We start from the raw sequence: 25303 nt of genomic DNA, 5'->3' as shown, positions 1-25303 counted from the left end.
CGTGCATGTTACGCCGGGAGAGTTACATCTTGACGGGAGCGGAGACGCCGATCGTCGCCAGACCGTTGGCCAGCACCTGGCGGGTGGCCGCGAGGAGTGCGACGCGCGCGTTGCGTTCAGCCGCATCGTCGACCAGCACGCGCTCGGCTCTGTCATTGTAAAACGAGTGGAATTCACCGGCGAGGTCGCGCAGATAGAACGCGACCGCGTGCGGCGCGAGTTCGTCGGCCGCGTGCTGCAGCATGTCGGGGAACTCGGCGAGCTTGTTGAGCAGCGCCATTGCACGTTCGCTCGTGAGCGGCGCGAGGTCGATGCCGGCCAGCGTGCTTTCGTCGAAGCCGTAGCGCGTGTTGCACTCGGCGATCACCGAGCAGATCCGCGCGTGCGCGTACTGCACGTAGTGGACCGGGTTCTCGTCGTTCTGCTTCAGCGCGAGGTCGATGTCGAACACGAATTCCGTGTCGGCCTTGCGCGAGATCAGGAAGAAGCGCACCGCGTCGCGGCCGCGGCGGATGGTTTCCTCGTCGATCAGATCGACGGCCGCTTCGGTGCCCGGCGTCGCGCCGCCCGACCATTCGATCAGGTCGCGCACGGTCACGTAGCTGCCGGCGCGCTTCGAGATTTTCACCTCTTCGCCGTTGCGCATCACGGTGACCATCTTGTGCAGGATGTAGTCGGGGTAGCCCTTCGGAATGCCGATGCCCAGACCCTGCAAGCCGGCGCGCACGCGCGCGATCGTGCCGTGGTGGTCCGAGCCCTGCACGTTGATGACCTTGGTGAAGCCGCGTTCCCACTTGGCGACGTGGTAGGCGACGTCTGGCACGAAGTACGTGTACGTGCCGTCGGTCTTGCGCATCACGCGGTCTTTGTCGTCGCCGTCGTCGGTGGTGCGCAGCCATAGCGCGCCTTCCTGCTCGTAGGTCTTGCCGGCGTCGATGAGCGCCTGCACGGTCTTCTCGACCCGGCCTTCCGTGTACAGCGACGATTCCAGATAGTAGCGGTCGAACTTCACGCCGAACGCCTGCAGGTCCATGTCCTGCTCGCGGCGCAGATAGGTGACCGCGAAACGGCGGATCGCTTCGAGGTCTTCGACGTCGCGCGCGCCGGTGACCGGTGCGCCGTCGCTTGCTTCGACCGTCACGCCGTTCATGTAGTCGTGCGCGATGTCGGCGATGTAGTCGCCGTTATAGGCCGACGCGGGCCAGCCCGCGTCCCCGGGGGCGAGGCCGCGCGCGCGTGCTTGCGTGGACAGCGCGAGCGTCTGGATCTGCACACCGGCGTCGTTGTAGTAGAACTCGCGGTGCACGTCCCAACCCTGCGATGCGAGCACGTTCGACAGCGCATCGCCGAGCGCGGCCTGGCGGCCGTGACCGACGTGCAGCGGACCGGTCGGGTTGGCCGACACGAATTCGACCAGCACGTGCTTGCCGGCGTCGCGTTGCGAGCGGCCATAAGCGGCGCCTTCGGCGAACACCGCGCTGACGACGGCCTGCTTGGCCGCCGCGCTCAGGCGCAGGTTGATGAAGCCCGGACCCGCGACTTCGGCGGCGTCGATCAGGCCTTTGGCCTCGGGCTGCGCGAGCAGCGCATCGACGATCTGTTGCGCGAGCTGGCGCGGATTCGCGCGCAGCGGCTTGGCGAGCTGCATCGCCACGTTGCAAGCGACGTCGCCGTGGGCGGCGACTTTAGGGCGCTCGAGCGTGATGGTGGGAGAGACGAAAGCGGCTTCGGTGGCGCCCTGAGTGGCGAGCGCGACCTGCTTCACCGTCGCGGCGAGCAGTGTTTCGAGTGTGTGTTTGTGTGCGGGCAGCATGCTTGTTGCGAGTCCAGTGAGGCGATCCGGTAAGGCGGAAGTGGCGCCGGCCGCGGCCGGTGTCGGCAGCGTTGCGGCGGGCGGCGGCGAGCGTTGCGGCGGCGTGGGCCCGGCGGCAGCGTGGCCCCGCCCGTTGCCGCCGCGGCGAGCTGGTCAGCGGCGCCTGCCTGCTTGCCGCGACGCGGGCCGGTGGCCCGCGGCTCGCGCGGCACGCGAGTTGCGAGGCAGGCTTTAACCACCTGCTTCGCACGCTTGCTTGTCGCTCGTCGCGCCTTGCTGCACGCGGCGTCTGGCGGCGCGCTTTCCGTTCAGACGGATTTTAGCAGGTGCTAATATGTTCAATGAGATGCCCGCCAGTGGTCTCGTCCGCCGTGCCCGCACGGTGTCGTGTCAGGCGCGTTCAGGTCACCTTCGAGGCCGCCCGCGGGTCGCTCGTGCATCAACCCGACATAACGAAAAGGAACGGTCATGCTGATTACTTTCAAATGCCACGCCTGCGCGGACGTGATGATGCTCGACAATCTGGCGCAGCATCTGCTCGGCATTATCGGCAAACGCCTTGGGCAGAGGGGCGTGATCACCCCCGAGGAACTGGGTCCCGCAATCGGGAAGCTCGAAGCAGCGATCACCCTGGACAAGCGCGAGCGCGCGGAGCACGACGGCCATTTCCACGAAGGCGAAGACGGTCATGAACATCATGAAATCCCGCCCGGCCTCGCGCAGCGCGCGTATCCGTTCCTCGATATGTTGCGCGCGGCGCAGAAGGAAAACTCGGATATCGTCTGGGGGCTGTGATCGGGAGCGCCGCGCTGGCTGAACGGTAAGGTCGGGCGGCTGTGGCGCGCGTATGGCGATGACGGCCCGTCGTGGCGGTTCGGCCCGGACCGGCGGCGCGGCCTCCATGCGCCAATCGTCTACCGATTCGCCGCAACAAAAAAAGAGCCCGCTTGACGCGGGCTCTTTGACGTTCAAGGTGCGCAAACGGTGACGCCGTTTATTGACTCGCGGCTTCAGGGGCAGCGGCCGGCGCGGTCTCGCCTTTCTTCGTTTTGTGTTTCTTCGGCTTTTTCACATGCTTTTCGGTCGGCGGCGAGTACGAACTGACCTCGCTCGACGCGCCCGGCGCGGCCGGTTGCGCGAGCGCCACGGAAGCGCCCGCGGCCAGCGAAACAGCAGTGAGTAACAGCGTCAGCTTTTTCATACGATTTTTCTCCGGTGACGGTTGCAGTTCGGTGAGCCGGCGCGCTGTGCCCGCGCCTGGCAGGATGAAAGCGGACTCAGTCTACAAAGCCGAAATTACCGTGGCAGCAAATTTTCACTGTTTCGGGACCGATATAGTGGGCGCCGCCCGTGAGCCGTCCCTAAGCGGTCGCCTAAGCCGCCGCTTACAACAACGGCGCGAGCGCGCGCTGCGCGTCGGCGTTCGACAGCGCCATCCGCTGCGCGTAGCTCTCGAGCTGGTCCGCGCCGATCTTGCCGACCGAGAAGTAGGTGCTGTCCGGATGCGCGAGATAGAAGCCCGACACGCTGGCCGCCGGCAGCATCGCCAGCGATTCGGTCACGCTCATGCCGATCTCGTTTGCTTGCAGCACGTCGAACATGTCGCGCTTCACGAGGTGATCCGGGCAGGCCGGATAGCCGGGTGCCGGACGGATGCCGCGGTATTTTTCCGCGATCAGTTCGTCGTTCGACAGCGTTTCGCTGGTCGCGTAGCCCCACAGGTCGCGTCGCACGCGCGCGTGCATCGCCTCGGCGAACGCTTCGGCGAGGCGGTCCGCGAGCGCCTTCAGCATGATCGCGCTGTAGTCGTCGTTGTCTTTCTCGAACTGGCGTTCCTTCACGTCGACGCCCAGGCCCGCGGTCACCGCGAACATGCCGATGTAGTCGGCCACGCCCGAATCCTTCGGCGCGATGAAGTCGGCCAGCGAGCGGTTCGGCCGCATCACGCCGTCGACCACTGGCCGCACGCTCTGCTGGCGCAGATTGCGCCACGTCATCGCGACTTCGGTGCGCGATTCGTCGGTGTAGATTTCGATGTCGTCGTCGTTGACCGTGTTCGCCGGCAGCAGCGCGATCACGCCGTTGGCCTGCAGCCAGCGGCCCTGGATCAGGCGCGCGAGCATCGACTTGCCGTCCGAAAACACCCGGCGCGCCGATTCGCCGACGATCTCGTCGTTCAGGATCGCCGGGTACGGGCCGGCGAGATCCCAGGTCTGGAAGAACGGGCCCCAGTCCATATAGTTCGCGAGCTCGTTCAGATCGAAGTTCTTGAACACCCGGCGGCCGATGAACTTCGGCTTGACCGGCTGGTAGCTGGCCCAGTCGATCTTCGTTTTATTCGCGCGCGCCTCGGCGAGCGTGACCATCGGCTGCGCTTTCTTGTTCGCGTGCTGGTCGCGGATGCGCGCGTAATCGGTATTCAGTTCGTCGATGTATTTGGCCGCACCTTCGTCCGACAGCAGGTTCGACGCTACCGACACCGAACGCGACGCGTCCGGCACGTAGACCACCGGGCCTTCGTAGTGCGGCGCGATCTTCACCGCGGTGTGCACGCGCGAGGTGGTCGCGCCGCCGATCAGCAGCGGAATCTTCTTCACGCGGAAGTAGTCGTCGCGCTGCATTTCCGACGCGACGTAGGCCATTTCTTCGAGGCTCGGCGTGATCAGCCCCGACAGCCCGATGATGTCCGCGCCTTCGACCTTCGCCTTCGCGAGGATCTCGCTGCACGGGACCATCACGCCCATGTTGACCACTTCGAAGTTATTGCACTGGAGCACCACCGACACGATGTTCTTGCCGATGTCGTGCACGTCGCCCTTCACGGTCGCGATGACGATCTTGCCCTTCGCGCGCACGTCGCCGCCGGCGGCCGCGAGCTGGCGCTTTTCTTCCTCGATGAACGGGATCAGATGCGCGACCGCCTGCTTCATCACGCGCGCCGATTTCACGACCTGCGGCAGGAACATCTTGCCCTGCCCGAACAGGTCGCCGACGATGTTCATGCCGTCCATCAGCGGGCCTTCGATCACGTTGATCGGGCGGCCGCCGGCGGCGGCGATCTTCGCGCGCACTTCCTCGGTGTCTTCGACGATGAAGTTCGTGATGCCGTGCACGAGCGCGTGCGCGAGACGCTTTTCGACCGGCTGGTTGCGCCACTCGAGGTTCTCTTCCTTCTTCGCGGCGCCGGTCTTGAACTTGTCGGCGATTTCGAGCAGCCGGTCGGTGCCGTCGTCGCGACGGTTCAGCACGACGTCTTCGACGCGCTCGCGCAACTCGGTATCGAGGTCCGCATACACGCCGAGCTGGCCCGCGTTGACGATGCCCATGTCCATCCCCGCCTGAATCGCGTGATAGAGGAACACCGTGTGGATCGCCTCGCGCACCGGGTCGTTGCCGCGGAACGAGAACGACACGTTCGACACGCCGCCGCTCACCTTCGCGTAGGGCAGATTCTGCTTGATCCAGCGGGTCGCTTCGATGAAGTCGACCGCGTAGTTGTTGTGTTCCTCGATGCCGGTCGCGATCGCGAAGATGTTCGGATCGAAGATGATGTCTTCGGGCGGAAAGCCCACTTCGCCCACCAGTACGTCATACGAGCGTTTGCAGATTTCCGTCTTGCGCGCGAAGGTGTCGGCCTGGCCCTGCTCGTCGAAGGCCATCACGACGGCGGCCGCGCCATAGCGGCGGATAAGCTTCGCATGATGCACGAACGCTTCCTTGCCTTCCTTCAGCGAGATCGAGTTGACGATCGCCTTTCCTTGCACGCACTTCAGACCCGCCTCGATCACTTCCCACTTCGACGAGTCGATCATGATCGGCACGCGCGCGATGTCCGGCTCCGATGCGATCAGATTCATGAAGCGGACCATTGCCGCCTTCGAATCGAGCATCGCCTCGTCCATGTTGATGTCGATCACCTGCGCGCCGTTTTCGACCTGCTGGCGCGCGACCGCCAATGCTTCGTCGAACTGATTGTTCAGGATCATTCGCGCGAACGCTTTCGAGCCGGTCACGTTGGTGCGTTCGCCGACGTTGATGAAAAGCGTCCCGGGCGTGACGTTGAACGGCTCGAGGCCGGCAAGGCGCATGGTGTGATCGGTCATGGCGTGAGTGCGAGTCGGGTGCGTGCGTTAAAGGGTGCGAGGTGCGCGGGCGGGCGTGAGCTGCGTGACGTGCGTGCGTGGCGTTGGGCCGAGCGGCGATGGCCGCGCTCAGGCGGCGTCGCGATACTGGCTCGGCCACTTGCGCGGCTTGAGCTCGGCGAGCGCTTTCGCGATTGCGGCGATGTGCTCGGGCGTGGTGCCGCAGCAGCCGCCGGCGATGTTCACCAGACCCGCTTCGGCGAATTCCTTCAGCAGGCCGGAGGTGTCGGCGGGCAGTTCGTCGAAGCCGGTGTCGCTCATCGGATTGGGCAGGCCGGCGTTCGGGTAGCACGACACGTAGGTGTCGCACAGCTTCGCCAGTTCGGCGACGTACGGGCGCATCAGCGCCGCGCCGAGCGCGCAGTTCAGGCCGAACGTGAGCGGCTTCGCGTGGCGCAGCGAGTTCCAGAACGCTTCGACGGTCTGGCCCGACAGGATGCGGCCCGATGCGTCGGTGACGGTGCCCGAGATCATGATCGGCAGACGCTCGCCGGTGTCTTCGAACAGTTCGTCGAGCGCGAACAGCGCGGCCTTGGCGTTCAGCGTATCGAAGATCGTTTCGACGAGGAACAGATCGGCGCCGCCGTCGAGCAGCGCCTTCGCCTGCTCGTAGTAGGCGGTGCGCAGTTCGTCGAAGGTCACGTTGCGCGCGCCCGGATCGTTGACGTCGGGCGAAATGCTGGCGGTCTTCGGCGTCGGTCCGATCGCGCCGGCCACGAAGCGCGGCTTGTCCGGCGTCGAGTACTTGTCACACGCGGCGCGCGCGAGCTTCGCCGATTCGACGTTCATCTCGATCGCCAGCGACTCCATCCCGTAGTCGGCCTGCGCGACGGTGGTTGCGCCGAACGTGTTGGTTTCGATGATGTCGGCGCCGGCCGCCAGATACTGCTCGTGAATTTCACTGATGATTTGCGGCTGCGTGAGCGACAGCAGTTCGTTATTGCCCTTGATGTCGCGCGCGTAATCCTTGAAGCGTTCGCCGCGATAGCGGGCTTCGTCGAGCTTGTAGCGCTGGATCATCGTGCCCATCGCGCCGTCGAGGATCAGGATGCGCGAGTTCAGCAGCGCGGGCAGCGCGGCGCCGCGCGTGTAGGCGGCGTCGTGACGGACTGGCGTGACGGTTTGAGCGGGCTGGGTCATGGCGGACGGGGGCGTATGCCGACGTTGGCGGAAAACCTGTCATTGTAGCCGCTGACGGGCGGATCCGCCGGGCTGGGGCGGGATTCGGGGCGTGGCGGCGGCGCGACGCGTTACACGCATCGGCCGTAAAAATGACTGGTCCGGCGGTGCGCAGAGATCTGGGTGAAAAGGGCGGCCCGCGCTTGAAACAAGTGCGCGGCTTGCATCTTAACGCGCTGAAGAATGCGCCGAATGAAAAACGGCCCAGCAAGTGAAAAACCTGCTGGGCCGTTTGTAGTGATCGACCGTTTGCGGAATACCGCCGGCGGAGCCGGCGGGGCGGTCGATCGATGTCGCCAGAATGCCAGTTCGAGCTACCTGCGAACTACCTGCGCTTAATGCAGAATTACCGGTTGATGCATCAGACTATCGAACTGACCGAGGAACTCGTCGACCTCATCCAGCGTCGGCTCGCCTTCGATCAGCTTCTGCACATGCTCGCGAAAATTTGCCGCCATTGCACCGTCGATGAAGATTTCGCGCTGCATGTTCTTGTCGACGATCTCGTAGCCACCCGAGCGCATGGCCAGTTGACCTTCCTGCGGCGGAAACTCGACGACACAATAGTTGGGGCTGTTGTAGATCATTTGCATGGCGACACTCCTTATTTCCGTTGGGCTCCTGCCTTTTATGCAACATAGGTGGAGCGTGAGAGATGGAATTCAAGGGGTGGGTCCGGACGACGCAGGTAAAGCTCCGGACCTATCGGTTAGACCCGCCGCTCGAGAAACGATTCCAGCAAAGCGGCAAATCGTTGTGATTGCTCGATTGGCACGAGATGCGCGGCGTCGAGCAATTCGAAGCGGGCGCCTTCGATCGCTTCCGCTATCGCCTGAGTAGCAGCAGGCGGCGTGCCCGTGTCGTGGCGGCCGGCCACCGTCAGTGTCGGACAGCGGATCGCGCCGTGCCTGCCGCGCAGGTCGAAGTCGCGCAGCGCCTCGCATGCCATCGCGAAACCCTCCGGCGGCGTCGCGGCGAAGGTTTCGCGAATCGGCTCGACCGCTTCGGGGTGCGCGGACTGGAAGTCGGGCGTGAGCCAGCGCGCGAGCGTGGACGGCGTCAGCGCGGCCATGCCGTCGCTGCGCGCGGTGTGGGCGCGCTGGTCCCACAACCCACGGTTTTCGGGCGGGGTGCCGCCGGTGCTGTCGGCGATCGTCAGCGTATCGACGCGCGCCGGGTGGTCCAGCGCGAATTGCTGCGCGATCATCCCGCCGAGCGACAGGCCGACCAGGTGCGTGGTCGGCGCGCCGAGCGCATCGAGCAGTTTGGCGAGATCGTCGGACAGATCGGCCATGCTGAACGGCTCGCGCGCCACCGCACTCTGGCCGTGGCCGCGCACGTCGTAGCGCAGCACCGTGAAGTCGTCGCGGAAATAGCCGGCCAGCTGATCCCAGATAGAAAGATCGCCGCCCAACTGGTGGATGAACGTCAGCCACGGGCCGCCGCCTTCGTTGCTCAGCACATAGCGGGTGTCGATTCCGTTGATGTTCACTTGCATGCGGGCTCCTTTGAAGGAAACGCAGTGAAAAAGATCGGTGATGCCGCGCTGGCGCTGTTTTCGGTGCGCCGTCGAGCGGCGTCGTTTCATACGCGCGTTTGCGCGAGCGGGTGCCGCAATGACGTGCGAGTCTGCGCTGTAGGGGAAGTTTCGCCGAAGTTGCGAAGATTTGCTTGGCTCTGATTCGACGCAGAAATCAAGGCCTGTTTTGAAAGATATATCAAAGATTGATATTTTTGCGCGCGGTCGATCCGACCGGCGCGGCGGGCGCGGTGTCGGGTATTCCTGCCGATGCGTCGGCTGGGGGCGGGGCCGATGATGGAGTGGAAGCGTTTCCCGGTGTTGCAGTAGCAGGAGTAGCAGGAGTAGCCGGTGCGGGAGCTGCCGGCGCGGGCACCGCAGGCGCGGCCGCGCCCGGCGTCGCGCCGCCGTTTGCACCGTCAGAGGGCATCGCGCTATCGAGTTCGAGCTTGCCGCGCCATACCAGTTCGAACTGCGTACCATTGGGCTCGGTCTGCAAAATGCGCGCGGGCAGCCAGCCGAGCGACGGCGCGAGCCACACGTCGATGCGGCGCTGATCGCCTTCATGACGCGGCAGCCGTTTGAAATGACGCGCCTGCAGATAGCCCTGCGCCGCGCGGATCGTTTCGTCGCCGATCGTCTCGATCGGCCAGTTCTCGCCGCTATCGTTATCGACGACGAAAAACTCCCGGGTGACGCCGGGTGTGTACGCGCCCGGGTCGCCGCGCACGAGGCTGGCGAGCTGCATCACGACGCTGAAGCGGTCCTGCGCGCCGTCGGGCAGCGGCAGCGTGGCCGGCGTGCGCGTGAAGGCGATTTTCCTGTCGTTGCGATTGAAGATCGCGATGTCTTCCGCGCGACGGCCGCGCTTTTCGCTGTACTGCGCCGGCGCGAGACCGAATGCGTCGATGCCGCCGCGGCTCGAATACACGAACGGCCCAACGAACGGCACCGGCACCGACACGATCATTTCGTAGCCCTGTGCATTGCTCGCCCAATGGATCGTGCCGGGCGGATTGCGCACGCCGTTGTAGAACGTGTCGTATTCGAGGTCCGCCGACGGCGGCACCGAGAACTTCACGCCCTTCGAAGCTTGCGGTGCGCTGGCCGCGGCGGGCGTGCTCGCGCCATTGCCGTTGGCGTTCGCAGCAGCGGCGGCGGCCGCGTTCGCGCCGCTCGCGGCGAGAGGCGCACTCGCTGCCGCTTCCGACGCAGGCGTAGCCGCGGGCTGATCCGGTTTCGCCGGCTGTAACGCGCTCAGCACGTGCTGCTCATGCGGTCGCGGCGCCGCGGGCTTGTGCACCGGCGCCGGCGGCTGCGGTGGCGCGGCGGCAGGCTGTTGCTGACGCTCGACCCGCTCGGGCGTCAACAGCTTGATCTGCACCGGCACGCGCTGATGCTCGGCCGGATTGAGATTCATGCGATTGCGCTCGAACCATTGCGCGGCGATCCAGTGTGACACCGCGACCACGGCGAGCACCGCGAGCCAGCGCCCGGCGCGCCATGCGCGCCGCGTCCGCCGAGTGCGCGACGTGCGGCCCGGCCCGTTGTCGGCAGGCGGCTGCGAATCGGGGCGGCGGGTCGCGGAAGCAAAGTCCATCGGTGCTCGGGGGTGGGTGTGCGTGAGAGCGGTGCTGAGTCTTAATCGTTCGCGCCACGCGGCGTCGCGCTATAGCCGAGTTCGTACGACAGTTTTTGCGCGCATTCGCGCAGCGCGGTATCGATTTCACCGCCCCAGCGGATATCGAACGCGCCTTCATGGCCGAGCGCGACGAGGCCGAGCGCGAGCGCACCGGTCGAGTCGAACACCGGCATACAGAACGCGTGGATGGTCGGCAGCAGCATCCCTTCGACGCGCGCCGCCTGATGTTCGCGCACCCCGGCAAGCACGCGCTCGACGTCCTCGCGCGTGCGCGGCGCCCCGCTGTACGACGAGCGGCGCGAGTCGGCCAGTTCGCGTTCGAGCATCGCGGCGGTCTGGCCGGCCGGCAGATAGGCGGCGAACAGCAGACCGGTGGCCGAACTGAGCAGCGGCATCACGTCGCCGAGTTTCAGCGATGCCTTGGCCGGATAGCTCGACTCCATCCAGTGCACCATCGTCGGGCCCTGATTGCCCCATACCGCGATGCCGACGGTCAGATCGAGCTGGTCGCGCAATTGCGCGAGCGCGATCCGCGCGAGCGATACGCCGTCGACGCGCGCGAGCCGCGCCAGCCCCAACTGCAACGCGAAGCCGCCGAGTTCGTAGCGGCCCGACAGCGGATCCTGCGCGACCACGCCGAGGCGCAGAAAACTCACCAGATAGCGATGCGCCTTCGCCGGACTCATGCCGGCGCGTTGCGCGAGGTCGCGCAGCATCATCGCGCGCGGTTCGCGGGTCAGCACGTCGAGCAGCCGGAAACCGACTTCGATCGACTGGATGCCCGAACGCAGTTTTTCCTCGCCGGCTTCGAGCGCTTCGTCGTCGGCGCCGGTATCGGTGTCGGCGGTATCGGCGGTCCCGACGTTATCGAGCGGGTCGTTCGCGGAAGCGGACGCGTGAGCGGTGCGGGAGCGGAGCGTGCCGGAGCGGGCGTTGGCGGACATGGGCAAAGGGCGCGGGCGGCGCGTTCGGTGATCGGTAATGGCGCGGTTGCGGTCGGTGCCGGGACGGCGACGTTGGCGGCGGGCGTGGCTCGCGCGCCGCGCGTTCGAGTACGCGGCAGACCCCGCATGCTGCGCGCCCGGGTTGGCGCCGCGCCGATTCACCATCGTAGAATAGATTCCTTCCATCGTCACTAACCCACGGTTCACAGCTCTATGAAACTTGCCTCGCTGAAGGACGGCACGCGCGACGGTCAACTGATCGTCGTGTCCCGCGACCTGCATACCGCGGCCATCGCCGACGCGATCGCGCCCACGCTGCAGCGCGTGCTCGACGACTGGGCCTTCTATGCGCCGCAACTGCAAGACCTTTACGAAGCGCTCAACCAGGGCCGCGCCCGCAACAGTTTTTCGTTCGACGCGAAGGACTGCATGGCGCCGCTGCCGCGCGCGTTCCAGTGGGCCGACGGCTCGTCGTACGTGAACCACGTCGAGCTGGTGCGGCGCGCGCGCGGCGCGGAGATGCCGGCGGAATTCTGGACCGATCCGCTGATGTACCAGGGCGGCAGCGACGACTTCATCGGTCCGCGCGACGACGTGCTGTGCGCGTCGGAAGAGTACGGGATCGACTTCGAGGCCGAAGTCGCGGTCGTCACCGGCGACGTGCCGATGGGCGCCACGCCCGAGCAGGCGTTAAAGAGCGTGCGTCTGATCACGCTGGTCAACGACGTATCGCTGCGCAACCTGATCCCCGCCGAACTCGCGAAGGGCTTCGGCTTCTTCCAGAGCAAGCCGGCCAGCTCGTTCGCGCCGGTCGCGGTCACGCCGGACGAACTCGGCGAGTTCTGGCGCGAAGGCCGCGTGCATCGGCCGATGATCGTTCACTGGAACGGCCGCAAGGTCGGCCAGCCGGACGCCGGCACCGACATGGTGTTTCACTTCGGGCAACTGATTGCGCACGCGGCGAAGACGCGCAATCTGCGGGCCGGTGCGATCGTCGGTTCGGGCACGGTGTCGAACAAGGATGCGAAGCGCGGCTACTGCTGCATCGCTGAAAAGCGCTGCCTCGAAACGATCGAGCACGGCGCGCCGCAGACGGAGTTCATGAAATATGGCGACGTCGTGAAGATCGAGATGTTCGACGAAGCGGGCAAGTCGATTTTCGGGGCGATCGAACAGAGCATTGCGCCGCTCGATTAACGGTTGAGCGCGAGGGCGGGCGTTCTCGCGCTCGCGTCGCAACGTCGCGGCGACAGCTGCGCGAAAGGGTTTCGCCCGATGCCGCCGCCTCCACGCGCGCGGCTACACTGACTGGCGCGCCGGGCCGCCCGGCGCGACCGGCGGATCGACTGCGCTAACGCAGCGGTCGCACATCGGCATCATCAAAACGACAACCCGACGTGAGGAGACAACATGCCGCGATTGGACTTCCCCGAAGCTGAGAAGCCGCGCGCCGCAAGCCGACGCAGCCCGCGCAGCGGGCTTGTCCCGCGCGTCGCGCGGCGCGCCGCGCTGCTATCGGCCGCGCTCGCCTGCGCATTGCCGCTGCCGTCATTCGCGCAGGTCAAGATCGGTCTCGTGCTGTCGCTGACCGGGCCGGCCGCGTCGCTCGGCATTCCGGCGCGCGACACGGTCGCGTTGCTGCCCAAACAGATCGGCGGCCAGAAAGTCGAGTACGTCGTGCTCGACGACGCATCCGATACCACCCAGGCGGTGCAGGACACCCGCAAGCTGATCTCCGAGAACCATGTCGACGCGATCATCGGTTCGTCGATCACGCCGAATTCGCTGGCGATGATCGACGTGGTCGCCGACGCCGAAACGCCGATGATCTCGCTCGCGTCGTCGGCGAAAATCATCGAGCCGGTCGATGCGAAACGCCGCTGGGTGTTCAAGACGCCGCAGACGGACGCGATGATGGCCTCCGCGATCGCCCAGCATGCGGGCGACCACGGCGTGAAGACGATCGCGTTCATCGGCCAGGCCGACGCGCTCGGCGAGACCTTCTACGCCGAGGTCGCGAAATTCGCGCAGCTGCATCACATCGACGTGGTCGCGAGCGAGCGCTTCAATCGCACCGATCCAAGCGTGACCGGCCAGGTGCTGAAGATTCTCGCCGCGCATCCGGACGCGGTGGTGGTGGGCGCGGCCGGCACGCCCGCCGCGCTGCCGCCGAAGACGCTGCGCGAGCGCGGCTACAAGGGCGCGATCTATCACAACCACGGCGTCGGCAATAACGATTTCCTGCGCGTGTGCGGCGCCGACTGCAACGGCACTTTCCTGCCCGCGAGCCCGGTGCTGGTCGCCGCGCAACTGCCGGCCGATCATCCGGCGAGGCGCCTCGCGCTCGATTACATCGCGCGCTTCGAAGCACAGCGCGGCGCGGGCAGCGTGTCGGCGTTCGGCTCGTACACGGCGGATGCCGGGACGCTGCTCGAGCACGCGATTCCGGTCGCGCTGAAAGCCGGTGCGCCGGGCACGCCGCCATTTCGCCGCGCGTTGCGCGACGCACTGGAAGGAACCCGCGACCTCTCGAATACCAACGGCGTCGTCAACATGAGCGCGGCCGATCATCTCGGACTCGACCAGCGCGCCCGCGTGATGGTCGAAATCAGCAATGGAAAATGGGTGTATCAGCCGCATTGAACGGGCTGCGATGCTCTGACCGATCTTTTACGGACTGCTCACCATGTCTCAGCCACCGCAAGAGAACGATAGCTACTACGCGCATTACCGCGCATTGCGTTTGCAGCGCCATCCGCATGGCGTGCTCGAAGTCGTGATGAGCGGCGAGGGCGCGAATAAAAGCGCGCTCGCCACCGCGAACGCGCGCATGCATTACGAGCTGGCGGAGATCTGGCGCGACATCGATCGCGATCCCGACACGCGCGTCGCGATCATTCGCGGCGAGGGCAAGGGCTTTTCGGCGGGCGGCGATCTGCAACTCGTCGAAGACATGGCAAACAATTTCGACGTGCGCGCGCGGGTCTGGCGCGAGGCGCGCGACCTCGTCTATAACGTGATCAATTGCGGCAAGCCGATCGTCTCGGCGATGCACGGGCCGGCGGTCGGCGCGGGGCTAGTGGCCGGGCTGCTCGCCGATATCTCGATCGCGGCGAAGACCGCGCGCATCATCGACGGTCATACGCGGCTCGGTGTCGCCGCCGGCGATCACGCGGCGATCGTGTGGCCGCTGCTGTGCGGGATGGCGAAGGCGAAGTACTACCTGATGCTGTGCGAGCCTGTGAGCGGTGAGGAGGCCGAGCGGATCGGGCTGGTGTCGCTGGCGGTCGATGAGGACGAGCTGCTGCCGAAGGCGTTCGAAGTCGCGCGCAAGCTGGCCGACGGTTCGCAGACCGCGATTCGCTGGACCAAGTACGCGCTGAACAACTGGCTGCGCAGCGCGGGGCCGGCTTTCGATACGTCGCTGGCGCTCGAATTCATGGGCTTTGCGGGCCCGGACGTGCGCGAGGGTGTGAGCTCGCTGCGCGAACGGCGCGCGCCGGATTTCAGCGCCGGCGATCCGTGGCGCGACGCGTCCGCGCGACGATCGGACGGCGACGCGCAAAGTGGCCGCGACGGCGTAGATAACGGCGGCTGAGAGAAGGGCGTCGAACCGATCCTGATCCGCTGCCCGTCACGGTATGATCGAAAGCAGTGCGCGCGGGCATCGCGCGCATGACATCTCGCAGCACATCTCTTTAAGCATCGAGGCGACAAGCATGACCGATACGACTGACTCCACGCCGCCCTTTCCCGGCTTTCCCGGTTTCCCGCCCGCTGAAATGCTCGATCGCATGTGGGGCATGATGCGGCTGTCGCCGTTCGGCGCTGCGCTCACCGGCGCGCAGCCGGGCGGCAGCGCGAGCCCATCGCTGTCGATGATGTCCGACATGATGGCGCCGCTCACCAACGTCGAGGAACTCGACAAGCGCATCACCGACATGCGCGCGGTCGAGCAATGGCTGAAGCTGAACCTGAGCATGCTGCAGTCCGCGATCCAGGCGCTCGAAGTGCAGCGCGCGACGCTCGCGACGTTGCGCGCGTTCGGCGCGTTCGCGCAGTCGTCGATGGCGCAGCCGGCCCCGTCCGCCGCGTCGGAACCGGCGAGCACGCCGAGCCCGGCCTATAGCTGGGCGAAACCCGCGCAACCGGCCGCCCAACCCGCCGCCGAAGCCGCGCCCGAAACCGAAAGCGCGGCTGCCGACAGCGGCGAAAAGGAAGCACCGGCGACCCCGGCATTCGATGCCTCCGCCTGGTGGAACCTGCTGCAATCGCAGTTCAATCAGATCGCCCAGTTCGCGATGACGCAACCCGGGATGGCCGCGGCCGCGGCGGGGGGCGGCACGCAGGGCGCCATGGCGGCGTCGGCCGAGAGCGCCGCGGCGGACAGCGGCGCGCCGAACCCATCGGACGTAAAGCCCGCGGCCAGGCGGCCGGCAGCGAAACGCGCCCCCGCGGCGAGCAAACGCCCGGTCGGCGAGAGCGGCAGCGGCACGGCGCCGAAGAAAGCGTCGTAAATATGCGACGGCGGCGGCGCGTTCAGGCCGCCGCGCTCCCTTTCATTGCGCTCCCGAAAACCCCAAAATCGGCACACCCGCCGCGTACCGAATACGCAACCCGGCCTCGGCCGATAAAGCGCTCCCATCCGATCCACTTCCGCCCGCTTCGGGCACGCGCGTTGCGTTCGTCAAACATCGCAGTCTTTGTTGACGGAAGTCAATCCCACAGCGCAATTCGGGCTCTTCTGTCACAGGATATGCGAAGTCCGCGTGCTATCATTGTGTAAGCTTGATCTGGCTTTGGGGCGTGCGCTGAAAAGAACCAATCCCGCCGCCCTCGCGTCATTACCTCCGGTACTTCCGGAGCGTGCTGGACGGTGCGGTATGCGACCCGAACCGGCTCGACCTCAGGCACAGGGGCTCCCCTCACCCACGGTTGACGACGCCAATCATGCTTCAAACGCCAGTGCAAAAACGCCCGGACTTCTTTGTCGCCCGGTGCATGTGGGCGACCGATTACCGCGTAAAATTGAATGCTTCGCCGATAAACGGTATGTCCGTGCGTCGCAGGCAAAAACGGCTACACGTAGCAGCAACAGACACACACAGTATGCGCAGAACAGGGGTGGGACTATGAACACCATGCTTTATCCGGAACTTTATAAATCGCTCGAATCCGTTCGATGGGACATGGAGAAGGACATTCCCTGGGACAAATTCGACGCATCGCTGTTGACCGACGAGCAGGCCGCGACGATCAAGATGAACGCGATCACCGAATGGTCCGCGTTGCCCGCCACGGAAATGTTTCTGCGTGACAATCATCACGACAGCGATTTCTCCGCGTTCATGAGCGTGTGGTTCTTCGAAGAACAGAAACACTCGCTGGTCCTGATGGAATATCTGCGCCGCTTCAAGCCGGAAATGTGCCCGACCGAAGAGGAGTTGCACGCGGTGCGCTTCGAATTCGATCCGGCGCCGCCGCTCGAAACGCTGATGCTGCACTTCTGCGGCGAAATCCGCCTGAATCACTGGTATCGCCGCGCTGCCGAATGGCACACCGAGCCGGTCATCAAGCACATCTACGAAACCATCTCGCGCGACGAAGCGCGGCATGGCGGCGCGTATCTGCGCTACATGAAGAAGGCGATGGCGCAAACCGGCGACATCGCGCGCGCCGCGTTCGCGAAGATCGGCGTGCTGATGGCATCGGCGCGTCGCACGGAAAAGCCGCTGCACCCTACGAACCTGCACGTGAACCAGGCGCTGTTCCCGCGCGACACGATCCAGTCGCGTCTGCCGGATCCGGAATGGCTCGAGCGCTGGCTCGACGAGCAGATCCGATTCGACGACGGCTGGGAAAAGAAGGTCGTCGAGCGCATTCTGCACAACCTGTCGCTGCTGTTCGAGCGCACGTTCAACACCGCGCAGGAACTGAACCGCTATCGCAAGGAAGTGGTCGCGCGTCTGCAAGCGGCCGATCAGAACCCGGCGCAGCAGCCCGCGTAACGATGTGCGCGTCGGCGTTTGTGAGTGCCGCCGGCGTGACGGATCAGGCTTGACGAAGTCGGGTGAAAACGCCCGGCGCGTGAACAGAATCCGCGAATGATCTGAAACAGCTTTACAACGGTCCGGCAGGCGTGAGCTTGCCGGACCGTTTTGCTTGAGGCCGTCCAGCGTGTATCGTGACGGCACTTTCCCGTTCTCCCGCTACTTGTGATTCCGTGATGGCCGCTATCTTTGAACGCAAAATCATGACGCGCGATGCCTTGGCGAAGCTGCGTCCTTCGCTGCGCGCGCCGGTCGTCTTTACCAACGGCGTGTTCGATATCCTGCATCGCGGGCACGTCACGTATCTGGCCGACGCGAAGGCGTTGGGCGCGTGCCTGATCGTCGGCGTGAATAGCGATGCATCGGTGCGCATGCTCGGCAAAGGCGACGACCGGCCGATCAATACCGAAGCCGACCGGATGGCGCTGCTGGCGGCGCTCGAAAGCGTCGATTACGTGGTGGGTTTCGGCGAGAAAACACCGGTCGAACTGATTTCGGCGCTGCGGCCGGACGTGCTGGTCAAGGGCGGCGATTACGACATGGACGCATTGCCCGAATCGGCGCTGGTGCGTGGCTGGGGCGGCAAGGCGCTGGCGATTGCGTTCGAGCACGATCGCTCGACGACCGCGCTGTTGAAGAAGGTGCGCACTCACGGTTGAGTCGCGTGTTCGCCGCGCGAATGCGCGGCGAACCGGCAGGGCGAGCGAGCCTCTGGGGCGGCTCCGCCCAAACCTGCTACTCCGGTAACTCCGACGTCGAAATCGGCGCCATCGGCGCCGGCCCACCGACCACCGCCTGATCGCCTGCATCCGCGGCGCTGACCGATTGCACTTTGACGGACTCCGGACGGATCTGCCGGTTCAGATGAGCCGGCTCGTGTCCGCCGGCGGTGGGCGTCGGGCCGAAGGCGCCGCGTAGCGCAACGAAAGCCAGCACGTTGGCAAGAATCAGAATCGCGATCGGCCAGCGAAGCATCGTGGGTTGTTTCCAGTCCAGAAAAGAGATCGGGCGGCCAGTGCAAGGGCGCAGGCGGTCTGTTCAGCCGCCACGTCAGCACTGATCATTCAGCCCCCGTCGCGCGCCGCATCCGCCGCGGCAATCAACGCGAGCCCCGACAGCACCAGCGAATCGTGGCGAGTATGCGGCACTTTCAGCGCGCTGGCCACAGCGTCGGCCGCGCCGCCGCTGACCACGAGGCGCACCGGCACCTGCCACTCGTCGCGCAGATCGCCCCACATCCGTTCGATCAACCCCGCCTGCGCGAGCGTGCAACCGGCCGATAGCGAGCGCGGCGTATCGGTCGCGAAAAACGGCCCGCGCTCGTTCGCTTCAGCGGCGTCGTCCACGCCCTTCACGCCGAGCAGCCCGCGCGCGCGGGCGGCCGACAGCGTCGGCAGTTGCGCGGTGTGCTCGCCGAGCGAGCGCATCATCAGCGTCCAGCCCGGCGCGATCAATCCACCGATAAACGCACCGTCCGCGCGCAATGCTTCGAGCGTCGTCGCGGTGCCGAGCGTCGCGAGCAGCAGATGCTCGCCGGGAAACGCCGCGTGTGCGCCGATCATGCCGGCCCAGCGATCGCTGCCGAGCGAGTGCGGCGTCGTATAGCAATTCGTCACGCCGCATTGCTGCGCGCTCGCGCGGATCGTCGTGAGCGGCAGTTGCGGCCAGTGCGCGTCGACCAGTGCGGCGATCCGCGCCGCGACCTCGCTGCCTGCGACGTTCGACAGCCATGCGCCGCGCGGCCTCGGCAATCCGGCCCAGCCGGGCTGTGACCCCGGCTGTGACTCTGGCTGTAACTCCGACTGCGAACCCGACTGCGAACCCGACTGCGACGGCGACCGCCCACTCGGCCCCAAACCCAACTGCGAACCCGCCTGCCCGCCGGCTTCGGCAAGCTCCACCAACTCGTCATGCCCCAGCGCACCGCTCGCCAGCTGCACCCCATCGGGCTGCACCAGCGCCCATTTGACCCGGCTATTGCCCGCGTCGATCAGCAGATACGCCGCGTGCTGCGAAGCTCCAGGCTGCGTCATGCGGCACCGTCGGCGAGCCGCAGCGACACATCGCCGGTCGCGATGCTCTGGCGGCCGCCGGCCGTATCGAGCAGCAACTGGCCGCGTTCGTCGACGCCCGCCGCCACGCCGCGCGCGTGTTCCTGGCCCTGCTCGAGCAGCACGACCTCGCGGCCCGCATACGCATGCACCGCATTCCAGCGCGGCTGGAACGGCGCGAAGCCGTCGACGCCGAAGCGCTGCAACGCCGGTTCGAGCGCGTTCAGCTCGGCCGCCAGCGTGTCGGTCAGATTCGCGTTCGGCAGTACCCGCTGCAACGCGGTCGGGACGGTGCCGCGCGCTTGCGGCGGCGCGTCGGCATTGAACGCGCCGACCTTCGCCGCGAGTTCATCCGCGCCCTTCACATTGGTGCCGATCCCGATCACGACCGCGCTCGCGTCGTCGGTGCTCCACGCGGTTTCGATCAGGATGCCGACGAGCTTGTCGCCTTCGAGCAGCACGTCGTTCGGCCATTTCAGCGCGATCTGGCCGGGAGCGGCGACCGGCAGCGAGCGCAGTGCGTCGACCAGCGCGACGCCGACCGCGAGGCTCAGCCCCGCGAGTCCTTCGAGCGGGCGCGGCAGCACACAGGCCACCGAAAATAGCAGCGCGTTGCCCGGCTCCGCATACCACGGCCGGCCGCGCCGGCCGCGTCCGGCGGTTTGCAGATACGCAACCCGCACGATCGGCCGCGGCAGCGCGTTCGCGCGGCGCGGCAGCGCTTTCATCCGGGCCATCAGGTCGGCGTTGGTCGAGCCGGTTTCTTCGACGATTTCGATCGGCCAGTCATGCGCCTGCGGGCCGAACAGTTTGACCGCGCGCTCGCGGTCGATACGCCAGTCGGCCGAAGCCGCATCTGATGCGGCCTGAGAGGTCGCCGTCGCCGGCGACGAAGGGGGAGTGTTGGAAGCGTTCATGCCACATATTGTAGCGAGCGCGAACCCGCGCGGGCCCGGCTTACAAACGCATGCGGATCGGAGCGGACCGCAAGCCGAGCCTTCGTTACAATGGCCCCTAATCCGATAACCGATTTCACACGATCCTTGAACTACGACACTCCGCCCGGCCTTGAAGTCGCGGCTGGCAGCCAAGGCAAGATCGTCCGTCTCTCGGGCCAGTGGACGGCGCTCGCGCTCGCGCGCGATCGCGCCACCGGCCGGGTGATTCCGCAGCTGCGGTCGTTGACCGGCGCGCAGGGCATCGGACAGTGGGACCTGTCGCGCATCGACCGGATGGACCACGTCGGCGGTCAGGCGCTGTGGCGCGTATGGGGCCGCCAGATGCCGCCCGGCACCGCGTTGACCGACACGCAGCGCGACATCTTCGAGCGCATCGCGTTGCTCGACACGGTGCGCGAGAGCGCCGAACCGGTCACGCGTTTCGATCCGTTCACGCGCCTCGGCCTCAGCCTCTTCTCGTTTGGCGAGCACCTGAAAGGCGGCGTCGGCATGCTCGGGCAGGTCGTGCTCGATCTGCTCGCGATCGCGCGCAACCCGCGCAAAACGCCGTGGACCGAAATCTCCGCGAACGTCTACAACGCCGGCGCCCGCGCGCTGCCGATCACCGCGCTGGTCGCCTTCCTGATCGGCATCGTGCTCAGCTATCTGTCCGCGCAGCAGTTGCGGATCTTTGGCGCGAACCAGTTCATCGTCAATATTCTCGGGCTCGCGGTGATTCGCGAACTCGGTCCGGTGCTGTCGGCGATTCTGGTCGCGGGCCGCTCGGGTTCGGCGATCACCGCGCAGATCGGCGTGATGCGGGTCACCGAGGAACTCGACGCGATGCGCGTGATGGGCATCCCGCACGGCCTGCGGCTGATCCTGCCGCGCGTGATCGCGCTCGGCATCGCGATGCCGCTGCTGGTAATGTGGACCAACGTCATTTCGCTGACCGGCGGCGCGCTCGCCGCGAAGGTGGTGCTCGGCATCGACATGAGTTTCTTCGCGCGGCAGCTGCCGAACGTCGTGCCGATCGCGAATCTGTGGATCGGTCTCGGCAAGGGCGTGGTATTCGGCATGCTGATTGCGATCGCCGGCTGTCACTTCGGCTTCCGTATCAAGGCCAATTCGCAGAGTCTCGGCGAAGGCACGACGACCTCGGTGGTGACCTCGATCACCATCGTGATTCTCGCGGACGCGGTGTTCGCGATTCTCTTCCAGAACGTGGGGCTCGGATGATCGCGCCACTTACCGAAGCCGTGCGCGGCCAGCCGGTGCCGTCGATCGAAGAACCGGTGATCGAGGTGATCGACATCACCAAGCGCTATGGCCGCAACATCGTGCATCAGCACCTGAGCCTCGACGTGCGGCGCGGCGAGATCGTGTCGATCGTCGGCGGCTCGGGCTCGGGCAAGACCACGCTGGTGCGGCAGATTCTCGGCCTCGAGCGGCCGTCGTCGGGCACCATCAAACTGTTCGGCGAAGACCTCGCGACGATCTCGCCGGAAACCGCGCTGCTGATGCGCAGCCGCTCCGGCATGCTGTTCCAGCGCGGCGCGCTGTTCTCGTCGCTGTCGGTGTTCGACAACGTCGCGCAGCCGGTGCGCGAGCTCGGCAAGGTGCCCGAGGATCTGCTGCGCGACATCGTGATGCTCAAGCTAGAGATGGTCGGGCTGCCGTGCAAGCACGCGTCGAAGATGCCGTCGGCGCTGTCGGGCGGGATGATCAAGCGGGTCGGTATCGCCCGCGCGATCGCGCTCGAACCCGAGCTGCTGTTCCTCGACGAACCGACCGCCGGCCTCGATCCGCAGGCCTCCGACGAATTCGTCGAGCTGATCTCCGCGCTGCATCGTGCGCTCGGGCTGACCGTCGTGATGATCACGCACGATCTCGACACGATGGTCGCGCTGTCCACCCGGGTCGCGGTGCTGGCCGATCGCAAGGTGCTGGTCAACGCGCCGGTCGAAGAGGCGGCGGGCGTCGATCATCCGTTCATCCGCGAATATTTCCTCGGCCTGCGCGGTCGCCGCGCGTTGCAGGCGCTGCCGCCGGAGCGCCGCGCGAAACTGCCGCAAAAGGCGCTCGAAGCGGCGTCGTCCGAAATACCGCTGTGAACCAGGCCGCTGTGAACCAGGAAATCTGACAATGGAAAACAAAGCGCATGCATTCTGGGCCGGGCTGTTTACGGTCGTGCTGACGGTGGCGATCGCGCTGGCGGCGTTTCTGTTCAACGTCGACCGCGCGGAGCGGGTGCCGTACGACCTGATCGCGCGCACCAACGTGACGGGGCTCTACGCGGACGCGGCGGTGCGCTTTCGCGGGCTCGACGTCGGCAAGGTGCAGTCGATCAAATTCGATCCGAGCCATCCCGGCCAGATCGTGATTCGCATCAACGTCGACACGCACGCGCCGATCACCCGCTCGACGTTCGGCAGCCTCGGGCTGCAAGGGGTGACCGGGATCGCGTTCATCCAGCTCGACGACACCGGCCGCGACCCGACGCCGCTGCCGTCGTCGCTGCATCAGGTCGCACAGCTGCCGATGCGCCCGGGTCTGCTCGACCAGTTGCAGCAACGCGGCGACGTGCTGCTGCGCAAGCTCGAAAAGGTCACCGACAGCGTCAACGACATGCTGTCGCCGGAAATGGTCGATCAGCTGCACGACACCGCGGCGAGCATCCAGCAGGCCGCGTCCGGCGTCGCGACGCTGACCCGCCAGTTGGCGCCGGTGACCGGCAAGCTGCCCGGCACGATCGACCAGTTGAACCACACGCTCGCGTCGACCAACCAGATGGTCACGAACCTGAACCGCCCGGACGGCGCGTTGCAGACCAACCTGAACAAGGTCGGCAAGGCCGCGCAGCAGGCGGGCGACGCGCTCGCCGAAATGAACGGCTCACTGCAGGACCTGTCCGCGCGGGTCGGCTACGACACCTTGCCGCGCGTGAATTCGCTGAGCGAAGACGTGCGCACCGCGGCCCGCTCGATCGACCGCGCCGCCGATACCTTCAGCAATAACCCGCGCAGCGTGCTGTTCGGCGCGCCGCGGCAGGCCCCGGGTCCGGGCGAGACCGGCTTCGCGTGGCCCGCCGCTCAAACCCGGGCCGCCCACTAAATCCGCAAGCAACAAGCCAGAACTGAACTGAGGAAGATCTCCATGTCACGCTCGATTCACCGACTGTTGTCCACGCGCGCCGCGCTCGCGGCGCTGCTCGCGTTCGGCGTACTGGCGGCGGGCTGCGCGGGCTCGTCCGGGGTGGTCTCGGATATCCGCTACGACTTCGGGCCGCCGCCGCAGAGCGCCGCGGCCGCGCCGCTGCCGGTCGTCAAGGTGCTCGAAGTGACCGCGCCGGCCGTGCTCGAATCGGACCGGCTGGTGTACCGGCTCAGCTACGCGGACGCGCAGCAAACGGCCGCCTACGCGAATAGCCACTGGACCATGATGCCGTCGCAGTTGCTGACCCTGCGTCTGCGCAATGCGCTGAGCGAGCGCGGCACCGTGCTGACCGGCGCCGACGGCATTACCGCGCCGGTGCTGCGCGTCGACCTGACCGAGTTCGAGCAGGTGTTCGACAGCCAGGCCGACAGCCACGGCGCGATCGCCGCGCGCGCCACCTTGATGAAGGGCGGCAAGGTGGTCGGCCAGCGTTCGTTCGTCGCGCGCGCGCCCGCGCGCTCGGCGGACGCCGCCGGCGGCGCGCAGGCGCTCGCCGCGGCCAGCGACGACCTCGTCGCGCAGATCGGCGCCTGGCTCGGCTCGCAGCCGCTGGCCGCCGCGCAATGACGGGCGTGCAGCGCAAGCGACGGAGCGCTGCATGAGCGAACGCCCCTGGCTGCGCCGGCCGTCGGCGCTGTCGCGTCAGGCGCTGCTGCTGTACACCGTCCTGATCGTCTACGGCTCGTGGTATCCGTTTTCGGGCTGGCGCTCGCTCGGTCTCGCGCCGTTCGCCTATCTGTTCGATCCGTTGCCGCAGTACCTGACGGCGTTCGACGTCGTCACCAACGTGCTCGGCTATATGCCGTTCGGCGCGCTGGTGGTGCTCGCGGTGTATCCGCGCTGGCGCGGCACGCTGGCGGTCGCGCTCGCGTTCGTGCTCGGCGGTTTGCTGTCGGGCACGATGGAAGCGGTGCAAACCTATCTGCCGACGCGCGTCGCGTCGAATCTCGATCTCGCGGCCAACACGCTCGGCGCGCTGCTCGGCGCGGCGATGATGTCGCCGGCGACCGGCGCGCTGCTCGATCGCGGCCTGCTCAGGCGTCTGCGGCTCGTGTGGTTCGAGCGCGGCCATGCGGTGCTCGCGTGCCTGGTCGCCGCGTGGCCGTTCGCGACGATGTACCCGGCGCCGCGTCTGTTCGGTCTCGGCAACTGGCCGCGCGCGCTGTGGCTGCGCTTCGACGCGGCCAGCCACGACGCGCTGCTCGCGTGGACGCCGGCGGCGTGGCACGTCGGCACGTGGCCGGCGGCGGTTGCCGCGTGGTTGCCCGACGACGGCTGGGAGGCGCTGATCACCACGCTGAACCTGTTCGCGGCGCTGGCGCTCGCGTCGCTGCCGATGCGCCGCCATGCGCCGCGGGTGCGTCTGTTGCTGCTGTTCGTGCTGATGACGCTGGTCGTGAAAGTCGGCGCGACTTTTCTGCAATCGCAATCCGGCCTCGCGTTCAACTGGGCGACGCGCGGCGCGCTGCTCGGCCTCGCCGGCGGCACGCTCGCGGCGCTTGTCGCGCTGCCGCTGCGGCGGCGCCTGCGCGCGGTGCTCGCGGGCGCCGCGCTGGCGCTCGCCCTGGTGTTCGTCAATCTGCTGCCGGTCAATCCATATTTCGACGTCGTGCTGGCCGACTGGCGGCAGGGACGGTATCTGCACTTCAACGGGCTCGCGCACTGGCTCGCGTGGGTGTGGCCGTACGCGGCGCTCGTGTGGCTCGCGTTCGCGGTCGAACGCGCCTGGCTGAAGCGGCGCGCGCAGCCGGCGTGAGACGGGTGTGACGCGGGTGTGAGGCGGGTGTGAGGCGGGGCGTGAGGAAGGGT

At 66.6% G+C, this 25303-nt stretch carries 22 protein-coding genes and 1 pseudogene; 12 read left to right on the top strand and 11 right to left on the bottom strand.

Annotated features, from left to right (window positions below):
- Positions 1-22: 22 nt before the first annotated feature.
- Complete coding sequence (gene argS / locus LJ656_RS06080; RefSeq protein WP_230508352.1) at positions 23-1813, bottom strand: arginine--tRNA ligase; 1791 nt, start codon at positions 1811-1813, stop codon at positions 23-25.
- Positions 1814-2281: 468 nt separating this feature from the next.
- Here argS and LJ656_RS06075 point away from each other — a divergent pair, with 468 nt between their 5' ends.
- On the top strand, positions 2282-2608 hold the full coding sequence (locus LJ656_RS06075; RefSeq protein ID WP_230508351.1) for a DUF1840 domain-containing protein: 327 nt from the start codon (positions 2282-2284) through the stop codon (positions 2606-2608).
- Between the two features lie 199 nt (positions 2609-2807).
- On the opposite strand, the gene LJ656_RS06070 is transcribed toward LJ656_RS06075, so the two are convergent.
- The 7 genes and pseudogenes from LJ656_RS06070 to LJ656_RS06040 all read right to left on the bottom strand — a co-directional run bounded on the left by LJ656_RS06070 (position 2808) and on the right by LJ656_RS06040 (position 11239).
- Complete coding sequence (locus LJ656_RS06070; RefSeq protein ID WP_230508350.1) at positions 2808-3014, bottom strand: acid-shock protein; 207 nt, start codon at positions 3012-3014, stop codon at positions 2808-2810.
- A gap of 184 nt (positions 3015-3198) precedes the next feature.
- A pseudogene (metH, locus tag LJ656_RS06065) lies at positions 3199-5928 on the bottom strand (methionine synthase); the annotation flags it as partial.
- A gap of 96 nt (positions 5929-6024) precedes the next feature.
- Positions 6025-7095 (bottom strand): homocysteine S-methyltransferase family protein, encoded by a 1071-nt coding sequence (locus LJ656_RS06060; protein WP_230508348.1) that lies wholly within the window; start codon positions 7093-7095, stop codon positions 6025-6027.
- Positions 7096-7469: 374 nt separating this feature from the next.
- Positions 7470-7727: a BTH_I0359 family protein gene (locus tag LJ656_RS06055; RefSeq protein WP_075295050.1), complete on the bottom strand. Its 258-nt coding sequence runs from the start codon at positions 7725-7727 to the stop codon at positions 7470-7472.
- A 116-nt stretch (positions 7728-7843) separates the two neighbouring features.
- On the bottom strand, positions 7844-8632 hold the full coding sequence (locus LJ656_RS06050) for an alpha/beta fold hydrolase (RefSeq protein WP_230508347.1): 789 nt from the start codon (positions 8630-8632) through the stop codon (positions 7844-7846).
- Positions 8633-8852: 220 nt separating this feature from the next.
- Complete coding sequence (locus tag LJ656_RS06045; protein WP_230508346.1) at positions 8853-10253, bottom strand: DUF3108 domain-containing protein; 1401 nt, start codon at positions 10251-10253, stop codon at positions 8853-8855.
- A 41-nt stretch (positions 10254-10294) separates the two neighbouring features.
- Positions 10295-11239 (bottom strand): IclR family transcriptional regulator, encoded by a 945-nt coding sequence (locus LJ656_RS06040; protein WP_230508345.1) that lies wholly within the window; start codon positions 11237-11239, stop codon positions 10295-10297.
- Between the two features lie 213 nt (positions 11240-11452).
- On the opposite strand from LJ656_RS06040, the gene LJ656_RS06035 reads away from it, so the two are divergent.
- The 6 genes from LJ656_RS06035 to rfaE2 all read left to right on the top strand — a co-directional run bounded on the left by LJ656_RS06035 (position 11453) and on the right by rfaE2 (position 17948).
- Positions 11453-12436: a fumarylacetoacetate hydrolase family protein gene (locus tag LJ656_RS06035; RefSeq protein ID WP_230508344.1), complete on the top strand. Its 984-nt coding sequence runs from the start codon at positions 11453-11455 to the stop codon at positions 12434-12436.
- 213 nt (positions 12437-12649) lie between these two features.
- Positions 12650-13882, top strand: coding sequence for an ABC transporter substrate-binding protein (locus tag LJ656_RS06030; protein WP_230508343.1), 1233 nt, complete (start codon positions 12650-12652; stop codon positions 13880-13882).
- Positions 13883-13925: 43 nt separating this feature from the next.
- Complete coding sequence (locus tag LJ656_RS06025) at positions 13926-14837, top strand: enoyl-CoA hydratase/isomerase family protein (RefSeq protein WP_230508342.1); 912 nt, start codon at positions 13926-13928, stop codon at positions 14835-14837.
- Positions 14838-14958: 121 nt separating this feature from the next.
- A complete protein-coding gene (locus LJ656_RS06020; RefSeq protein ID WP_230508341.1) occupies positions 14959-15756 on the top strand; it encodes a PhaM family polyhydroxyalkanoate granule multifunctional regulatory protein in 798 nt (265 codons plus the stop codon).
- Positions 15757-16371: 615 nt separating this feature from the next.
- Positions 16372-17247 (top strand): ferritin family protein, encoded by an 876-nt coding sequence (locus LJ656_RS06015; RefSeq protein WP_075295064.1) that lies wholly within the window; start codon positions 16372-16374, stop codon positions 17245-17247.
- A 218-nt stretch (positions 17248-17465) separates the two neighbouring features.
- Positions 17466-17948, top strand: a complete 483-nt coding sequence (gene rfaE2 / locus LJ656_RS06010) for a D-glycero-beta-D-manno-heptose 1-phosphate adenylyltransferase (protein ID WP_230508340.1) — start codon at positions 17466-17468, stop codon at positions 17946-17948.
- Positions 17949-18024: 76 nt separating this feature from the next.
- Here the strand turns inward: rfaE2 and LJ656_RS06005 are convergent, their stop codons facing one another.
- The 3 genes from LJ656_RS06005 to LJ656_RS05995 all read right to left on the bottom strand — a co-directional run bounded on the left by LJ656_RS06005 (position 18025) and on the right by LJ656_RS05995 (position 20257).
- Positions 18025-18264: a hypothetical protein gene (locus LJ656_RS06005; protein WP_230508339.1), complete on the bottom strand. Its 240-nt coding sequence runs from the start codon at positions 18262-18264 to the stop codon at positions 18025-18027.
- Positions 18265-18353: 89 nt separating this feature from the next.
- Positions 18354-19322, bottom strand: coding sequence for a type III pantothenate kinase (locus tag LJ656_RS06000; RefSeq protein ID WP_230508338.1), 969 nt, complete (start codon positions 19320-19322; stop codon positions 18354-18356).
- Positions 19319-20257, bottom strand: a complete 939-nt coding sequence (locus LJ656_RS05995; protein WP_230508337.1) for a biotin--[acetyl-CoA-carboxylase] ligase — start codon at positions 20255-20257, stop codon at positions 19319-19321. The genes LJ656_RS06000 and LJ656_RS05995 overlap by 4 nt, the downstream gene beginning before the upstream one ends.
- A 126-nt stretch (positions 20258-20383) precedes the next feature.
- Between LJ656_RS05995 and LJ656_RS05990 the strand changes: the two genes are divergently transcribed.
- Genes LJ656_RS05990 through LJ656_RS05970 form a run of 5 tightly spaced genes read left to right on the top strand, consistent with a single transcriptional unit; the run spans position 20384 to position 25250 of the window.
- On the top strand, positions 20384-21517 hold the full coding sequence (locus LJ656_RS05990; protein ID WP_230508336.1) for an MlaE family ABC transporter permease: 1134 nt from the start codon (positions 20384-20386) through the stop codon (positions 21515-21517).
- Positions 21514-22392, top strand: coding sequence for an ABC transporter ATP-binding protein (locus LJ656_RS05985; protein WP_230508335.1), 879 nt, complete (start codon positions 21514-21516; stop codon positions 22390-22392). Before LJ656_RS05990 ends, LJ656_RS05985 begins: the two co-directional genes overlap by 4 nt.
- Before the next feature lie 31 nt (positions 22393-22423).
- Positions 22424-23392 (top strand): MlaD family protein, encoded by a 969-nt coding sequence (locus LJ656_RS05980; RefSeq protein ID WP_230508334.1) that lies wholly within the window; start codon positions 22424-22426, stop codon positions 23390-23392.
- Between the two features lie 42 nt (positions 23393-23434).
- Positions 23435-24061, top strand: a complete 627-nt coding sequence (locus LJ656_RS05975; protein ID WP_230508333.1) for an ABC-type transport auxiliary lipoprotein family protein — start codon at positions 23435-23437, stop codon at positions 24059-24061.
- Between the two features lie 31 nt (positions 24062-24092).
- Complete coding sequence (locus tag LJ656_RS05970; RefSeq protein ID WP_230508332.1) at positions 24093-25250, top strand: VanZ family protein; 1158 nt, start codon at positions 24093-24095, stop codon at positions 25248-25250.
- Positions 25251-25303: the final 53 nt, after the last annotated feature.

The organism is Paraburkholderia sejongensis, assembly GCF_020880815.1.
Lineage (GTDB): Bacteria > Pseudomonadota > Gammaproteobacteria > Burkholderiales > Burkholderiaceae > Paraburkholderia > Paraburkholderia sejongensis.
Note: the sequence above shows the minus strand (reverse complement) of the source record. Positions and strands in the feature narration are given on the sequence as shown.

Bases quoted from the DNA above. Each gene is read 5' to 3' on its own strand.
- LJ656_RS05970 (WP_230508332.1), top strand. From the start codon at position 24,093: ATGAGCGAACGCCCCTGGCTGCGCCGGCCGTCGGCGCTGTCGCGTCAG.
- LJ656_RS06025 (WP_230508342.1), top strand. From the start codon at position 13,926: ATGTCTCAGCCACCGCAAGAGAACGATAGCTACTACGCGCATTACCGC.
- LJ656_RS06035 (WP_230508344.1), top strand. From the start codon at position 11,453: ATGAAACTTGCCTCGCTGAAGGACGGCACGCGCGACGGTCAACTGATC.
- LJ656_RS06005 (WP_230508339.1), bottom strand. From the start codon at position 18,264: ATGCTTCGCTGGCCGATCGCGATTCTGATTCTTGCCAACGTGCTGGCT.
- LJ656_RS06070 (WP_230508350.1), bottom strand. From the start codon at position 3,014: ATGAAAAAGCTGACGCTGTTACTCACTGCTGTTTCGCTGGCCGCGGGC.
- LJ656_RS06020 (WP_230508341.1), top strand. From the start codon at position 14,959: ATGACCGATACGACTGACTCCACGCCGCCCTTTCCCGGCTTTCCCGGT.
- argS (WP_230508352.1), bottom strand. From the start codon at position 1,813: ATGCTGCCCGCACACAAACACACACTCGAAACACTGCTCGCCGCGACG.
- LJ656_RS05995 (WP_230508337.1), bottom strand. From the start codon at position 20,257: ATGAACGCTTCCAACACTCCCCCTTCGTCGCCGGCGACGGCGACCTCT.
- LJ656_RS06015 (WP_075295064.1), top strand. From the start codon at position 16,372: ATGAACACCATGCTTTATCCGGAACTTTATAAATCGCTCGAATCCGTT.
- LJ656_RS06060 (WP_230508348.1), bottom strand. From the start codon at position 7,095: ATGACCCAGCCCGCTCAAACCGTCACGCCAGTCCGTCACGACGCCGCC.
- LJ656_RS06000 (WP_230508338.1), bottom strand. From the start codon at position 19,322: ATGACGCAGCCTGGAGCTTCGCAGCACGCGGCGTATCTGCTGATCGAC.
- LJ656_RS06050 (WP_230508347.1), bottom strand. From the start codon at position 8,632: ATGCAAGTGAACATCAACGGAATCGACACCCGCTATGTGCTGAGCAAC.
- LJ656_RS06040 (WP_230508345.1), bottom strand. From the start codon at position 11,239: ATGTCCGCCAACGCCCGCTCCGGCACGCTCCGCTCCCGCACCGCTCAC.
- LJ656_RS06055 (WP_075295050.1), bottom strand. From the start codon at position 7,727: ATGCAAATGATCTACAACAGCCCCAACTATTGTGTCGTCGAGTTTCCG.
- LJ656_RS05985 (WP_230508335.1), top strand. From the start codon at position 21,514: ATGATCGCGCCACTTACCGAAGCCGTGCGCGGCCAGCCGGTGCCGTCG.
- rfaE2 (WP_230508340.1), top strand. From the start codon at position 17,466: ATGGCCGCTATCTTTGAACGCAAAATCATGACGCGCGATGCCTTGGCG.
- LJ656_RS06075 (WP_230508351.1), top strand. From the start codon at position 2,282: ATGCTGATTACTTTCAAATGCCACGCCTGCGCGGACGTGATGATGCTC.
- LJ656_RS06030 (WP_230508343.1), top strand. From the start codon at position 12,650: ATGCCGCGATTGGACTTCCCCGAAGCTGAGAAGCCGCGCGCCGCAAGC.
- LJ656_RS06045 (WP_230508346.1), bottom strand. From the start codon at position 10,253: ATGGACTTTGCTTCCGCGACCCGCCGCCCCGATTCGCAGCCGCCTGCC.
- LJ656_RS05975 (WP_230508333.1), top strand. From the start codon at position 23,435: ATGTCACGCTCGATTCACCGACTGTTGTCCACGCGCGCCGCGCTCGCG.
- LJ656_RS05980 (WP_230508334.1), top strand. From the start codon at position 22,424: ATGGAAAACAAAGCGCATGCATTCTGGGCCGGGCTGTTTACGGTCGTG.